Origin of the sequence: Streptomyces viridiviolaceus, from assembly GCF_014650995.1 — a bacterium.
Lineage (GTDB): Bacteria > Actinomycetota > Actinomycetes > Streptomycetales > Streptomycetaceae > Streptomyces > Streptomyces viridiviolaceus.
This window is the reverse complement of record NZ_BMWA01000001.1, coordinates 97719-110758: the sequence shown is the minus strand read 5'-3', so window position 1 is coordinate 110758 and position 13040 is coordinate 97719. Positions and strand designations below refer to the sequence as shown.

The following is a 13040-nucleotide window of genomic DNA, read 5'->3' as shown; positions in this document are numbered from 1 at the left end:
ATCATTTGCACAACATCACTTCAGTCCGTCCCCCGCGATGCGCAGCAGCAGGGCGTGCAGGGTCTGCCGTTCGGCCGCGTCGAGCGGGCCGAGGAGATCGTTCGTCACGTGCGTCCCCGCCTGGCCGGTGTCCTGCAGGAAGGCCCGTCCCCCGGCGGTGAGGACGACGATCCGGCTGCGCCGGTCGCCGGGGGACGGCCGGCGTTCGGCGAAGCCCAGCTCCTCCAGGTCGTCGACCAGGCCTCGCCCGTGAGGGGATCCCGCGCGTGCCCGGCATCGATTCCACCGGCGAGGCGGCCGTCGTCACCGGCAGCGGCCTGCGTCTCGACGCGCCGGTGGGGGCCGGCTCGCGGAGGTCACGGAGGCGGCCGGCGGGTGCGGATCGCCGTCGACGGCATGCACGGTCGAGACCGAGGGTGGCGCCGGGCCGATGGCGGTGGCGCGAAGCCCGTCGCGGTTCTACGCCTCGGCCTCGCGGACCGGCACGAGGTCGAGCAGGCGCCGCGCGGCGTCCAGGGCGGGCGGGGTCAGCCGGTCGTACACCGTCCGGAACGTCTCCTCGGCCTGCTCGGCCGGCCAGCCGTCCGGCAGGTGCTCGACCGGCAGCCGGGGGTCGCGGCGGATGAGCCCGAGCCACTCGGTCTGCATCCGCAGCCGCAGCACGAGTGCCTCGTCGCCGTCCGGCGTCCGCACCCCGCAGGGCTGCCAGTGCCGGACGAACGCCTCGTACGACGCCGACAGGTCGGACAGCTCCCAGGTCTCCTCGATCATCGCGCCGATGTCCATGCCGGCGTCGGCGTGTGCGCGGAACACCTTGACGTGGGCGGACAGGCCCAGTTCGGCCACCAGCTGCGACACGTCGACCTCGCCGGGCGCGATCCACAGCCCGTTGAACAGCGGCCCGAACCCGGACCAGGCCAGCTGGGAGCGCAGGTCGTGCCGCTGGCGCTGCCAGGACTCCGGCAGCGAGAAACCGAGCAGTGTCCAGGTGCCGTCCCACTGCCGGTTGACGGCGCCGGTGTGCCAGATGCGCCGCTCGCCGTCGCGCAGCACGGCCTCCGAACGCCCGGTCAGCCCGAAGTACATGCGGCGGCCCTCGCGCTGGCGGCGCAGCAACCCCCGGCCCACCATGCGGGTCAGCGTCGAACGGGTCGCCTGCTCGCCGATCCCGGCCCGCGCGAAGACGTCGATCACACTGCCGGAGTACACGCAGACGTCCCGGCCCAGCACCTGGTCGCCCAGGAACGTCAGCATCAGGGACTGCGGTCGCGGCGAGTCTTCACGCATCACGCGGCCACGGTACCTCCGGCCGGGGCGTGCCATGATCGGCGCCAGCAGGAAGGCGGGCGCGCGACGGAAGGGCACGGACGTGAGGCTGACGATTCTGGGCGGCGGCGGTTTCCGGGTGCCGCTCGTGTACGGGGCGCTCCTCGGGGACCGCGCCGAGGGACGCGTGACCCACGTCGTGCTGCACGACCTGGACGCGGCGCGGCTGTCGGCGGTGTCCCGGGTCCTGGCCGAGCAGGCCGCGGGAGTGCCCGACGCGCCCGAGGTCACCGCCACGACCGACCTGGACGAGGCGCTGCGCGGCGCCGACTTCGTGTTCTCCGCGATCCGCGTCGGCGGCCTCCAGGGGCGCGCCGACGACGAACGGGTGGCGCTCGCCGAAGGCGTCCTCGGCCAGGAGACCGTCGGTGCGGGCGGCATCGCGTACGGACTGCGGACCGTGCCCGTCGCCGTCGACATCGCGCGCCGCGTGGCCCGGCTGGCACCCGACGCCTGGGTCATCAACTTCACCAACCCGGCCGGACTGGTCACCGAGGCCATGTCCCGGCACCTCGGCGACCGCGTCATCGGCATCTGCGACTCGCCGGTCGGCCTCGGCCGCCGCATCGCCCGCGTGCTCGGCGCCGACCCGGACCAGGCGTGGATCGACTACGTCGGCCTCAACCACCTCGGCTGGGTGCGCGGCCTGCGCGTCGCCGGCCGTGACGAACTGCCGCGCCTGCTCGCCGACCCCGCCCTGCTCGGCTCCTTCGAGGAGGGCCGGCTCTTCGGCCCCGAATGGCTCGGCTCCCTCGGCGCGATCCCCAACGAGTACCTGCACTACTACTACTTCAACCGGGAAGCCGTACGCGCCTACCGGACCGCCGAACGGACCCGCGGCGCGTTCCTGCGCGACCAGCAGGAACGCTTCTACGCGGAGGCGGGTCGCGCCGACGTCTCCGCCCTGGAGCTGTGGGACCGCACCCGCGCCGAGCGCGAGGCCACCTACATGGCCGAGAACCGTCAGGCGGCGGGCGCGGGCGAGCGAGAGGCGGACGACCTGTCGGGCGGCTACGAGAAGGTGGCACTGGCGCTGATGCGGGCCGTCGCCCGGAACGAGCGCGCCACCCTGATCCTCAACGTCCGCAACCGCGGCACGCTCTGCGTCCTCGACCCCGAGGCCGTCGTCGAGGTCCCCTGTCTGGTCGACGCGAACGGCGCCCACCCGATGGCCGTCGATCCGCTGCCGGGCCACGCCACCGCGCTGGTCTGCGCCGTCAAGGCCGTCGAGCGGGACGTCCTGGCGGCGGCCGAGTCCGGCTCCCGCGCGACGGCCGTGCGGGCCTTCGCCCTGCATCCGCTGGTCGACTCGGTAGCCGTGGCCCGGCGACTCGTCGACGGCTACACCGCCGTCCACCCGGGCCTTGCGTACCTCAGGTAGTCCGTACGGGAATCCCGCCGCGCGTGGCGCAAGCGGGGCCGGTCCCGGGGCGGGGCCGACGGGCCGGCCGGCGCGTACGCAAACGCGCGGCGGATCAGCTACTTCCCCGGTCCGGTGGGACAACCCGGACCGGCCCGCTGCCCGGGCGCCCGCGTGCTACGCGGACGCCCCGGCTGCCGGGTCCGGCGCTGTCGCCGGGGCGACCAGAGGTGCGGCCGGACCGGCCGCGGCCAGGACGGGCGGGGCGGCCGGCCACGCGTGGTCCGCCCGCTGGTGCGGTACCGGTACCGGCCGCAGCGGACGCGGCCCCGACACCACCGAGTAGTCCTGGCCCAGGAACGGCGGCTCCATCTCGCCCGGGTCGTCGCCGAGCGCCAGCCGCACGGCCGCCCACGGGGCGTTGACACCGCACAGCGACAGCTGGTGCAGCCCGCCGGCCGGACGGGTGTTGACGTCCATCAGGACGGGCCGGTCGCCGTACATCCGGAACTGCACGTTGGACAGGTGGTGCAGGCCGAACGTCTCGGCGATCCGCCGCGCCGGCCCCAGCCACTGCTCGTGCAGCGTGAACCCGCGGCGACGGCCGTTCTTGGTGCGGCCCACCGCCAGCCGCACCCGGTTGTCGGGACCGGTCAGCAGGTCCACGGACACCTCCGGCTGCTCCAGCCGCGGCATCACCAGCCAGTCGACCGGCCCCTGCGCGGACCGCAGCGCCTGGACGACCAGGTCCAGCGGCACGTACGGACTCGGAAACCCGCTCAGCTGCACCATCGAGAAGGCGTCCCGAGTGACCACCCGGAAACCGACCCCGCCCGCGCCGGCCGCGGGCTTGAAGCACGCCCTGTGGCCCAGCTCCTCCAACTCCTCCACCGCGCGGACGAGTTCGGCGGCCGTACGGACCCGCCACCAGGGGGGCACCGGCACCCCGGCGGCCCGGACGGCCTCGTAGGCGATCACCTTGTCGTGGAAGACGGCCACCGCCTCCGGGGACGGCGCGAGCAGTGCCGTGCCGACCGCCTCGAACTCGGCGCGGTGCGCGACGATCGCCGCCTGGTGCAGCCGGGGCACGAACACGTCGATGCCGCGGCGCGCGCACTGGTCCAGCGCGAACTCCACGTAGGCGGCCGGGGACAGGCCCTCCGGCTCCAGGTCGGCGGTGTCGGCGGCGGCCAGCACGGGGGAGTCCGGGTCGCCGTGCGTGGCATGGATCTCGACCGCCCGGGCGTCGGGATTTCTCCGCAGCTGATCCATGAAGAAGACGTTCTCCGCGTACGTACGGTTGAGCCAGACGCGTACGCGAGAAGTCATGCAGGCCGCCTTTCGGGTTCGCGGGCAGGGCGAAGCAGGCCGTGCCCGGCCGGGGGGTTGGAGGGACACCGAGCCGCCCTGCGCGAAGGGGAGTCGTGGCGGGTGGTGTTGGGGCGATCATAGGGGTTCGAGGGGCGCCTCGTGCAACGCGCGTGATACAGGGGCGTCAACGCGGCACACGGGGTTCCGCCCGTCACGGCGCGGCCCGGATCCGACCGCCCTTGTCCGCGGGTTCCGGATGTGATCTCTTGGTGCCGAACACGGGTGTGTCGGGCCCTCACGGAGGCCCGGAGACGGGGGAGACGTGCTCGAAAGAGAAGAGCGGGGAACGACGTCCACGGCCGCTGGTTCCGGCCGGCTGTGGGCCGTGAGCGACCTGCACATCGGCTACGCGGAGAACCGCGCCCTGGTCGAGAAGATGCGTCCCGAATCGGACGACGACTGGCTCCTGGTCGCCGGTGACGTGGCGGAGACCGTGGAGGACATCCGCTGGGCGCTGAAGACGCTCGCCGGCCGCTTCCATCGGGTCGTCTGGGTTCCCGGCAACCACGAACTGTGGACCCACCCGAAGGACGCCGTCACCCTGCGCGGTGTCGCCCGCTACCAGCACCTCGTCGAGATGTGCCGCGACCTGGGCGTGACGACGCCCGAGGACCCCTACCCCGTCTGGCGGGGCGCCGGCGGACCGGCGGTCGTCGCACCCCTGTTCCTGCTCTACGACTACTCGTTCCTGCCGGCCGGCTGCGCCACCAAGGACGAGGGGCTGACGTACGCCCACGGCACCGGCGTCGTGTGCAACGACGAGTTCCTGCTGCACCCCGACCCGCACCCGAGCAGGGAGGACTGGTGCCGGGCGCGGGTCGCCGAGACCGAGCGCAGGCTCGCCGCACTGCCCGCCGAGCTGCCGACGATCCTGGTCAACCACTACCCGCTGGACCGGCACCCCACCGAGGTCCTGTGGTACCCCGAGTTCGCCATGTGGTGCGGCACCCGGCTGACCGCCGACTGGCACCGCCGCTTCCGGGTCGACACCATGGTCTACGGCCATCTCCACATCCCGCGGACCACCTGGCACGAGGGCGTCCGCTTCGAGGAGGTGTCGGTGGGCTACCCCCGCGAGTGGCGCAAACGGCCGCAGCCGCCGGGACGGCTGCGGCGCATCCTGCCCAGAGAGGACGACGCCCGGTGATCGAGGAACTGCTGCCCGACGCGGTCGTCGCCGTGGAGGCCCACGGCAAGGACGAGACCGGACACACGCCGCTGTACCCCGAGGAGGCGGCGCTCGTGGCCCAGGCGGTCGCCAAGCGGCGCCGCGAGTTCACCGTCGTCCGCTCCTGTGCCCGCCGGGCCATGGAGAAACTCGGCGTGTCCCCGCAGCCCGTCCTGCCCGGCGAACGCGGCGCGCCGCGCTGGCCGGACGGTGTGGTCGGCAGCATGACCCACTGCGACGGCTACGCCGCCGCGGCCCTGGCCCGCGCCACCGACCTGGCCTCCCTCGGCATCGACGCCGAACCCGCCGGGCCGCTCCCGGACGGCGTGCTGCCCAGCGTGTCCCTGCCCGGCGAGGCCGACCGGCTGCGGCGGCTGGCCGCGGAGCGTCCCGGGGTGCACTGGGACCGGCTGCTGTTCAGCGCCAAGGAGTCCGTCTACAAGGCGTGGTTCCCCCTCACCGGGCAGTGGCTGGACTTCGCGGAGGCCGACATCGAGATCCGCACGGATCCCGACGAGCGGCACGGCGGCACCCTGCGCGCCGCGCTGCTGGTCCCGGGACCGCTGGTGGGCGGCCGGCGCCTGACCCACTTCGACGGGCGCTGGACCGCCCGGAACGGGCTGGTGGCCACGGCGATCACGGTGCCGCACACCTGAGACGCGGGCAGGCTCCCGTCCGGCCCGGTCATGGCCGCGGACACCAGCTCCGCAGCAGCCGGAAGAACTCCTCCTCGTTCCCGGCCAGTCCCGCGTCCTTCAGCGCCTGCTCGGCCTCGGCGAGCACGGCGGGCGGGACGACCGGAGGGCGAGGGGCGTCGGGCGGTCCGGCCGCGGTGTCGAAGCCGGCCCGCACGGTGTGCAGCAGCCGCAGATAGGCCTGGACGGCGGTGCGTTCGCGGTCGGTCAGTACAGCGGTGGTCATCGGTCGGCTCTCCCCACAAGCGGCATCGGCGTCTCACGCGCCCCCGCACCGCGGCGGCACGCTTCCCAGCTTGCCGCCCACCACTGACAATCGGGCCGGGACGCGCCCCGCACGCAGCCGACACGACCGGGTCCCCGCCCGCACCCTGCCGCCCGCGGGGCCCCGGTGCCGACCGGTCAGCCCAGGTAACCCAGCGACGCCTCGATCCGCCCCGCCAGATGGTCCCGCTGCACCGGCCCGCGCTGCGACGAACCGGCCAGCCAGGTACGGCACTTGCTCGCCAGCAGCAGACCGAACGCCTCGGCCTCCTTCTCGTCGGACAGGTCGAAGCGGGAGCGGGCGGCGACCGCGCGGACCGTGGCTCGCAGGGCGTCCTCGTCGAGGTCGCTCAGCAGCCGTGCGGCGACCGCGCCGCCCTCGACGTGATGACCGCGGTGCCCGGCCTTCATGTGCCAGAGCTCGTGACCCAGGATGACCAACTGGTGTTCGGGAGCGGTGCGTTCCTCGACGACGACGAGGTCCTGGTCGGCCATGTCGAGCCACAGCCCGCTGGCCGTCCCGGGCGGGAAGGCAGCCGTACGGAACTGCACGGGACGGCCGCGGCGTCTGCTCATCGCGTCGCACAGCGCGACGTAGAGGTCGGCCGGCCGCGCCGGGGCGGGAAGCGTCAGCTCCTGGACCAACTCGCCGCACAGGCGGCGCATCTCCCTACCGATGCCCACATCTCTCCCCAGGCTCACGACTCGGGCCGCTTGACGCTCTCCAGGAGCATGTCCAGCCACTCGGCGACCTTGTCGCGGTGCTGGTCGGTGGGCAGTTGCGCGGCCCGCCAGGCGATGCCGCGCACCCCGTGGTCCTGCAGCAGCCGCTCCAGCGGGTCATCGGCGGCTGCGGCGGCCTCCCGCTCGCGGTCGGCGAGCTGCTGCAGGAGTTCCTGTTCGGTGTGGCGCAGGGCCCCCGCCAGCGCCTCGGGGTCCTCGGCGGTGAGGAACCCGGCGTGCACCCGGAAGAAACGCTGGATGGCGTCGCAGTGCTCCATGGTGGGCCGACGGTCGCCGTTGATGAGCGCGCCGGCCTGCTGCCGCGACATGCCGGCGCCGTCGGCGATCTCCTGCTGGGTGTACTTGCGGCCGTTGGGCTTCAGCCGGGTGCGGCGCAGCAGGTCCAGGCGCTGTACGAACCGGGCCTGCACATCGGGTTCGCCCGCCGGGCGGCCGCCGAGCAGCGCCTTGACCACGGGCTCGGGAACGCCGGAGGCGGCGGACAGGCGGCCGACGTCGAAGACCTCGGCGTGCGGGACGCCGAGCCGGTCGGCGAGCGCGGTGACGCGGGCGACGACGGCGGGCAGCGCGGCCGTCGGCATGGCGCCCGGACCCTCGAAGCCACCCGCCACCGACAGATCTCCTACGTCTCTCACAGGACTCACAGGCTTCTCACAAGCGATTGCCGTGAACTTCCCGGAGAGTAGCTTGTCGCTCGAACTCACATCCAGGTCTCGCCACAACTGTGGCCAATTTCAGCCGTCAACGGGCACGAAATGCCACGATAGTTGACATGCCTTGCGCCGGGCACCAGGATCGGGACGCCGCGAGAAGGCCGCATAGGCAAGAGGGGTGACCTCCCGATGGCATTTCAGGCAGGAGGGCGGCGGCCGGCACCGCGGCCCGTCCCCGCGACTCCCGAGGCGCAGGCGTATCTGCAGGACTACGCCGCGCTCCTGGAGGCCGTCCCGTTTCCCTCCCTCGTGGTCGACCACCGCTGGGACGTGGTCCTGGCCAACGGCGCCTTCCGGACACTCTTCCAGGGGATCGGTCCGCATCCGACGGCGATGCCCGCCGACAACTTCCTCAGGTTCGTCCTGTTCCACCCGGACGCGTCCGCGGTCCTCGGGGAACACGAGTCGAGCTGGTGCCTGCCGATGCTGGCGCACTTCGCCTCCGCGGTGGAACGGTACGGCCACGACCACGGCCTGCAGGCCATCCGCCGTGACATCGCCCAGGACCCGATCATGGAGGCCGCCTACCGGCAGGGCCTGCCGCACTGGATCCGCGCCGTGGGCGAGGAGGCCGTCGAGCACGACGGCGCCGTACGGCCGCTGCACCACCCCGATCCGCGGTGGGGCGCCACCGAGTGCCGGGTCGTCGTCGAGACCCCCAGGTCGCTTCAGGAACTGGGGTACACCCGGCTGACGCTGGTCCTGCGCGACAGGCGCCGCACCCCGCACCGTGAAGGCCGGACCCGACGCGCCGCCTCCCACCTCAGGGTGGTCGCCGCGGGCGAGTGAGCGTCCCGGCCGCGCCGCCGGGCGTCGTCGGCCCCGTTCCCGGGGGCCGGCGCTCGCGGGCAACGGCCACGTCCTCGAGGTGGTCCGGGACCTGCGCCGCCGCTCCCGGCCGTACGGGCTGACGGCACTGGTGGAGCAGGGGCGGCCGGAGGCGTCGGCCGATGAGCGCCTGGAGATCCTCGACGCGCTGCTCGACCGGGACGAGGGCGCCGCACGGGAGGTGATGAGCGGCATCAGGGCCACGTACGGGGCCTGTGGGCAGCGGGATGACACCATTACGCAAATCATTTGCGTTTCTTGCGCTAGGCTTGCGTGTATGACGCGACGACTTGCTGAGGTGGCGAAGAAGGTCGGGGTCAGCGAGGCCACGGTCAGCCGGGTGCTCAACGGCAAGCCCGGGGTCTCCCAGGCCACCCGGCAGGCGGTGCTCTCCGCCCTGGACGTCCTCGGCTACGAACGGCCGACCCAGTTGCGCGGCGAGCGTGCCCGGCTCGTCGGCCTGGTCCTGCCCGAGCTGCAGAACCCGATCTTCCCGGCGTTCGCCGAGGTCATCGGCGGAGCGCTGGCCCAGCTCGGCCTCACCCCGGTGCTGTGCACCCAGACCAAGGGCGGGGTGTCGGAGGCCGACTACGTCGATCTGCTGCTGCAGCAGCAGGTATCCGGCGTCGTCTTCGCCGGCGGGCTGTACGCGCAGGCCGACGCGCCCCACGACCACTACGAGCGCCTCGCCGAGCGCAACATCCCCGTCGTGCTGGTGAACGCCGGCATAGAGCACCTCGGCTTCCCCGGCGTCTCCTGCGACGACGCCGTGGCGGTGGAGCAGGCCTGGCGGCATCTGGCCTCGCTCGGCCACGAGCGGATCGGCCTGGTGCTCGGCCCCGGCGACCACATGCCCTCCGGGCGCAAGCTGGCCGCCGCGCGGGCCCTCGGCTCGCTGCCCGACGAGTACGTCGCGCGCGCCATGTTCTCCATCGAGGGCGGGCACGCGGCGGCCTCCCGGCTCATCGACCGGGGCGTCACCGGCTTCATCTGCGCCAGCGACCCCCTGGCCCTCGGTGTCGTACGGGCCGCCCGGCGCAAGGGACTCGACGTGCCGTCACGGATCTCCGTCGTCGGCTACGACGACTCCGCGCTGATGAACTGCACCGAGCCGCCCCTCACCACCGTCCGGCAGCCCATCGAGGCCATGGGCCGGGCCGTCGTGGAGCTGCTGAACGCGCAGATCAACGGCAGTTCCGTGGCCGCCGAGGAGCTGCTGTTCGAGCCGGAACTGGTGGTGCGGGGGTCGACCGCGCAAGCGCCTCGTCCCTGAAATCCACTAAGCTGTCGAATAATTGCATATTCTGCGTGACATCTTGCGCAGCGGTGGCGCCGGTGCTTGAGTGTGCCGCGCCCACCGCTCCTGTCCCTAAGGGGTCACCGATGTCACGCACCGGGTTCCGCCGTACCTTTGCCGCGTTGAGCGTCTGCTCACTCGCCCTCGCCGTCTCCGCCTGCGGGTCGGGCGACGACGACTCCGCGAGCGGCAAGACCCGCATCACGGTCAACTGCATGCCGCCCAAGAGCGCCAAGGTCGACCGGCAGTTCTTCGAGGAGGACGTCGCCGCGTTCGAGAAGGCCAACCCGGGCATCGACGTCGTCCCGCACGACGCGTTCCCCTGCCAGGACCCGAAGACGTTCGACGCCAAGCTGGCCGGCGGGCAGATGGAGGACGTGTTCTACACGTACTTCACCGACGCCCGGCACGTCGTGGACATCGGCCAGGCGGCCGACCTCACGCCGTACGTCAAGGAGCTGAAGAGCTACGGGACCGTCCAGAAGCAGCTGCGCGACATCTACACCGTCGACGGCAAGGTCTACGGCATCCCGCGCACCGGCTACTCGATGGGCCTGATCTACAACAAGGCGCTCTTCGAGAAGGCCGGCCTCGACCCCGACGAGCCCCCGGCCACCTGGGAAGAGGTCCGCACCGCCGCCAAGAAGATCGCCGCACTCGGCGACGGCACCGTCGGCTACGCCGACTACAGCGCCCAGAACCAGGGCGGCTGGCACTTCACCGCCGAGCTCTACTCACAGGGCGGCGACGTCGTCAGCGAGGACGGCAAGAGAGCCACCGTCGACACGCCCGAGGGCCGCGCCGTGCTGCAGACGCTGCACGACATGCGCTGGACGGACGACTCCATGGGCAGCAAGCAGCTCCTGGTCATCAACGACGTCCAGCAGATGATGGGCTCCGGCAAGCTCGGCATGTACCTCGCCGCCCCCGACAACATCCCGATCCTGGTCAAGGAGAAGGGCGGCAACTACAAGGACCTCGCCCTCGCGCCCATGCCCGGCGGCCGGGGCACCCTCATCGGCGGCGACGGCTACATGTTCAACAAGAAGGCGAGCCCCGAGCAGATCCGCGCCGGCCTGAAGTGGCTCGACCACATGTTCCTCACCCCCGGCGACGGCTTCCTCGGCGACTACGCCCGCGCCAAGAAGAACGACGCCCCGGTCGGGCTGCCCGAACCGCGGCTGTTCACCGGCGCCGCCGACGCGGAGGACCAGCAGGTCAAGAAGGCCAACGCCAACGTGCCGGTGGAGAACTACCAGCCCTTCCTCGACGGCAACCAGAACCTCGACATGAAGATCGAGCCGCCGAACGCCCAGCAGATCTACTCCGTCCTCGACGGAGTGGTCTCCGCCGTCCTCACCAAGAAGGACGCGGACATCGACAAGCTGCTGAAGGACGCCTCCGGCAAGATCGACGGCATCCTGGCCCGGGGCTGACCGGTGATGAAGACGGTTGCACACCGGCCGGCCGAGGCGGTCCAGGTCCGCCCGGTGCAGGCGCCGCCCCCGGCAGGACGCCGCGGGCGGCGCCGCCTCGCCGAGCAGGGCCGCGCCTACGCCTTCCTCGTCGGCGGCCTGATCTGCTTCGCGCTGTTCTCCTGGTACCCGGCGATCCGCGCGGTCGTGATCGCCTTCCAGAAGTACACCCCGGGCTCGTCCCCCGAATGGGTCGGCAGCGCCAACTTCACCCGCGTCTTCGAGGACCCCGAGTTCGCCGACGCCTGGCGCAACACGCTCACCTTCACCGTGCTGGCCCTGGTGATCGGTTTCGCGATCCCGTTCGTCCTGGCCCTGGTGCTCAACGAACTGCGGCACGCCAAGGCGTTCTTCCGGGTCGTCGTCTACCTGCCGGTGATGATCCCGCCGGTGGTCAGCGCACTGCTGTGGAAGTGGTTCTACGACCCCGGCACCGGCCTCGCCAACGAGGCGCTGCGCTTTCTGCACCTGCCCACCTCGAACTGGTCCAACGGCGCCGACACCGCGCTGGTCTCCCTCGTCGTCGTCGCCACCTGGGCCAACATGGGCGGCACCGTCCTGATCTACCTCGCCGCCCTGCAGTCGATCCCCGGCGAGCTGTACGAGGCCGCCGAACTGGACGGCGCGAACCTGCTCCAGCGCGTACGGCACGTGACGATCCCGCAGACCAGGTTCGTCATCCTCATGCTGATGCTGCTGCAGATCATCGCCACCATGCAGGTCTTCACCGAACCCTTCGTCATCACCGGCGGCGGCCCGGAGAACGCCACGGTCACCGTCCTCTACCTCATCTACAAGTACGCCTTCCTCTACAACGACTTCGGCGGCGCCTGCGCGCTGAGCGTCATGCTCCTGCTGCTGCTCGGCCTCTTCTCAGCCGTCTACCTCCGGCTCACCCGATCCGACGGGGAGGACGCATGAGCGGCACCCGTACCCTCGTCTCGCCGGCCACCCTGGCCCGCCCGCGCGGCAGGGCCGTCTACTGGACCGTGTTCACCGGCGTCGTCCTGCTCTTCGCCCTCGCCTTCCTCTTCCCCGTCTACTGGATGGTGACCGGGGCGATGAAGTCGCCGGACGAGGTGGCCCGGACCCCGCCCACGATCGTCCCGGAGGACTGGCGGCTCGGCGGCTACACCGACGCCTGGGACCTGATGCAGCTGCCGACCCACCTGTGGAACACCGTCGTCCAGGCAGCCGGCGCCTGGCTGTTCCAGCTGGTGCTGTGCACGGCCGCCGCCTACGCCCTGTCCAAGCTGAGGCCGGCCTTCGGCAAGGTGGTCCTCGGCGGCATCCTCGCCACCCTGATGGTGCCGGCCCAGGCCCTCGTCGTGCCGAAGTACCTGACCGTGGCAGACCTCGGCCTCCTCAACGACCCCCTGGCCATCTGGCTTCCGGCCGTCGCCAACGCCTTCAACCTGTACCTGCTCAAGCGGTTCTTCGACCAGATCCCGAGGGACGTGCTGGAGGCCGCGGAGATGGACGGCGCCGGGAAGCTGCGCACCCTGTGGTCGATCGTGCTGCCGATGTCACGGCCGGTGCTCGGCGTCGTGTCGATCTTCGCGCTGGTCGCCGTGTGGCAGGACTTCCTGTGGCCGCTGATGGTCTTCTCCGACACCGACAGGCAGCCGATCAGCGTGGCGCTCGTCCAGCTGTCGCAGAACCTGCCGCTCACCGTGCTCATCGCCGCGATGGTGATCGCCAGCATTCCCATGGTCGCGTTGTTCCTCGTCTTCCAGCGGCACATCATCGCCGGGATCAGCGCGGGCAGCACCAAGGGCTGACGCCCTCCCCCCGAAAGA

The 13040-nt window shown here is 72.0% G+C and carries 13 protein-coding genes and 2 pseudogenes; 9 read left to right on the top strand and 6 right to left on the bottom strand.

What is annotated here, in order from left to right; all coding sequences use genetic code 11:
• Window positions 1-15: 15 nt before the first annotated feature.
• A pseudogene (locus tag IE260_RS00475) lies at window positions 16-243 on the bottom strand (MarR family winged helix-turn-helix transcriptional regulator); the annotation flags it as partial.
• A 216-nt stretch (window positions 244-459) separates the two neighbouring features.
• Window positions 460-1287, bottom strand: coding sequence for a PaaX family transcriptional regulator (locus tag IE260_RS00470; RefSeq protein WP_189868682.1), 828 nt, complete (start codon window positions 1285-1287; stop codon window positions 460-462).
• An 82-nt stretch (window positions 1288-1369) separates the two neighbouring features.
• Between IE260_RS00470 and IE260_RS00465 the strand changes: the two genes are divergently transcribed.
• Window positions 1370-2707 (top strand): 6-phospho-beta-glucosidase, encoded by a 1338-nt coding sequence (locus tag IE260_RS00465; RefSeq protein WP_189868382.1) that lies wholly within the window; start codon window positions 1370-1372, stop codon window positions 2705-2707.
• Between the two features lie 156 nt (window positions 2708-2863).
• On the opposite strand, the gene IE260_RS00460 is transcribed toward IE260_RS00465, so the two are convergent.
• Window positions 2864-4015 (bottom strand): ATP-grasp domain-containing protein, encoded by a 1152-nt coding sequence (locus IE260_RS00460; RefSeq protein WP_189868381.1) that lies wholly within the window; start codon window positions 4013-4015, stop codon window positions 2864-2866.
• 304 nt (window positions 4016-4319) lie between these two features.
• Between IE260_RS00460 and IE260_RS00455 the strand changes: the two genes are divergently transcribed.
• Together IE260_RS00455 and IE260_RS00450 are read left to right on the top strand one after the other, a co-directional pair.
• Complete coding sequence (locus IE260_RS00455; protein ID WP_189868380.1) at window positions 4320-5204, top strand: metallophosphoesterase family protein; 885 nt, start codon at window positions 4320-4322, stop codon at window positions 5202-5204.
• On the top strand, window positions 5201-5881 hold the full coding sequence (locus tag IE260_RS00450; RefSeq protein ID WP_189868379.1) for a 4'-phosphopantetheinyl transferase family protein: 681 nt from the start codon (window positions 5201-5203) through the stop codon (window positions 5879-5881). The genes IE260_RS00455 and IE260_RS00450 overlap by 4 nt, the downstream gene beginning before the upstream one ends.
• A 28-nt stretch (window positions 5882-5909) precedes the next feature.
• On the opposite strand, the gene IE260_RS00445 is transcribed toward IE260_RS00450, so the two are convergent.
• The 3 genes from IE260_RS00445 to IE260_RS00435 all read right to left on the bottom strand — a co-directional run bounded on the left by IE260_RS00445 (window position 5910) and on the right by IE260_RS00435 (window position 7539).
• The gene (locus tag IE260_RS00445) at window positions 5910-6146 is read right to left on the bottom strand and encodes a hypothetical protein (protein WP_189868378.1); all 237 of its coding nucleotides are present in this window, start codon (window positions 6144-6146) and stop codon (window positions 5910-5912) included.
• Between the two features lie 176 nt (window positions 6147-6322).
• The gene (locus IE260_RS00440) at window positions 6323-6850 is read right to left on the bottom strand and encodes a toxin-antitoxin system, toxin component (RefSeq protein WP_189868681.1); all 528 of its coding nucleotides are present in this window, start codon (window positions 6848-6850) and stop codon (window positions 6323-6325) included.
• Window positions 6851-6882: 32 nt separating this feature from the next.
• Entirely contained in the window at window positions 6883-7539 is a 657-nt protein-coding gene (locus IE260_RS00435) for a helix-turn-helix domain-containing protein (RefSeq protein ID WP_189868377.1), read from the bottom strand.
• A gap of 231 nt (window positions 7540-7770) precedes the next feature.
• On the opposite strand from IE260_RS00435, the gene IE260_RS00430 reads away from it, so the two are divergent.
• From IE260_RS00430 to IE260_RS00410, 6 genes and pseudogenes are all read left to right on the top strand, one after another.
• On the top strand, window positions 7771-8430 hold the full coding sequence (locus tag IE260_RS00430) for an MmyB family transcriptional regulator (RefSeq protein ID WP_189868376.1): 660 nt from the start codon (window positions 7771-7773) through the stop codon (window positions 8428-8430).
• Window positions 8372-8647: pseudogene (locus IE260_RS42970) on the top strand (hypothetical protein); the annotation flags it as partial. The gene IE260_RS00430 and the pseudogene IE260_RS42970, both read left to right, overlap by 59 nt.
• Window positions 8648-8746: 99 nt before the next feature.
• Window positions 8747-9742: a LacI family DNA-binding transcriptional regulator gene (locus tag IE260_RS00425; RefSeq protein WP_189868375.1), complete on the top strand. Its 996-nt coding sequence runs from the start codon at window positions 8747-8749 to the stop codon at window positions 9740-9742.
• Between the two features lie 110 nt (window positions 9743-9852).
• The gene (locus IE260_RS00420; RefSeq protein ID WP_189868374.1) at window positions 9853-11202 is read left to right on the top strand and encodes an ABC transporter substrate-binding protein; all 1350 of its coding nucleotides are present in this window, start codon (window positions 9853-9855) and stop codon (window positions 11200-11202) included.
• Between the two features lie 6 nt (window positions 11203-11208).
• Window positions 11209-12162, top strand: coding sequence for a carbohydrate ABC transporter permease (locus tag IE260_RS00415; protein WP_189868373.1), 954 nt, complete (start codon window positions 11209-11211; stop codon window positions 12160-12162).
• Complete coding sequence (locus tag IE260_RS00410; protein ID WP_189868372.1) at window positions 12159-13022, top strand: carbohydrate ABC transporter permease; 864 nt, start codon at window positions 12159-12161, stop codon at window positions 13020-13022. The genes IE260_RS00415 and IE260_RS00410 overlap by 4 nt, the downstream gene beginning before the upstream one ends.
• The last annotated feature ends 18 nt before the right edge of the window (window positions 13023-13040 follow it).

Excerpts from the sequence above, each read along its gene's own strand:
- IE260_RS00460 (WP_189868381.1), bottom strand. The coding sequence starts at position 4,015 with ATGACTTCTCGCGTACGCGTCTGGCTCAACCGTACGTACGCGGAGAAC.
- IE260_RS00420 (WP_189868374.1), top strand. The coding sequence starts at position 9,853 with ATGTCACGCACCGGGTTCCGCCGTACCTTTGCCGCGTTGAGCGTCTGC.
- IE260_RS00415 (WP_189868373.1), top strand. The coding sequence starts at position 11,209 with ATGAAGACGGTTGCACACCGGCCGGCCGAGGCGGTCCAGGTCCGCCCG.
- IE260_RS00445 (WP_189868378.1), bottom strand. The coding sequence starts at position 6,146 with ATGACCACCGCTGTACTGACCGACCGCGAACGCACCGCCGTCCAGGCC.
- IE260_RS00425 (WP_189868375.1), top strand. The coding sequence starts at position 8,747 with ATGACGCGACGACTTGCTGAGGTGGCGAAGAAGGTCGGGGTCAGCGAG.
- IE260_RS00430 (WP_189868376.1), top strand. The coding sequence starts at position 7,771 with ATGGCATTTCAGGCAGGAGGGCGGCGGCCGGCACCGCGGCCCGTCCCC.
- IE260_RS00470 (WP_189868682.1), bottom strand. The coding sequence starts at position 1,287 with ATGCGTGAAGACTCGCCGCGACCGCAGTCCCTGATGCTGACGTTCCTG.
- IE260_RS00410 (WP_189868372.1), top strand. The coding sequence starts at position 12,159 with ATGAGCGGCACCCGTACCCTCGTCTCGCCGGCCACCCTGGCCCGCCCG.
- IE260_RS00440 (WP_189868681.1), bottom strand. The coding sequence starts at position 6,850 with ATGCGCCGCCTGTGCGGCGAGTTGGTCCAGGAGCTGACGCTTCCCGCC.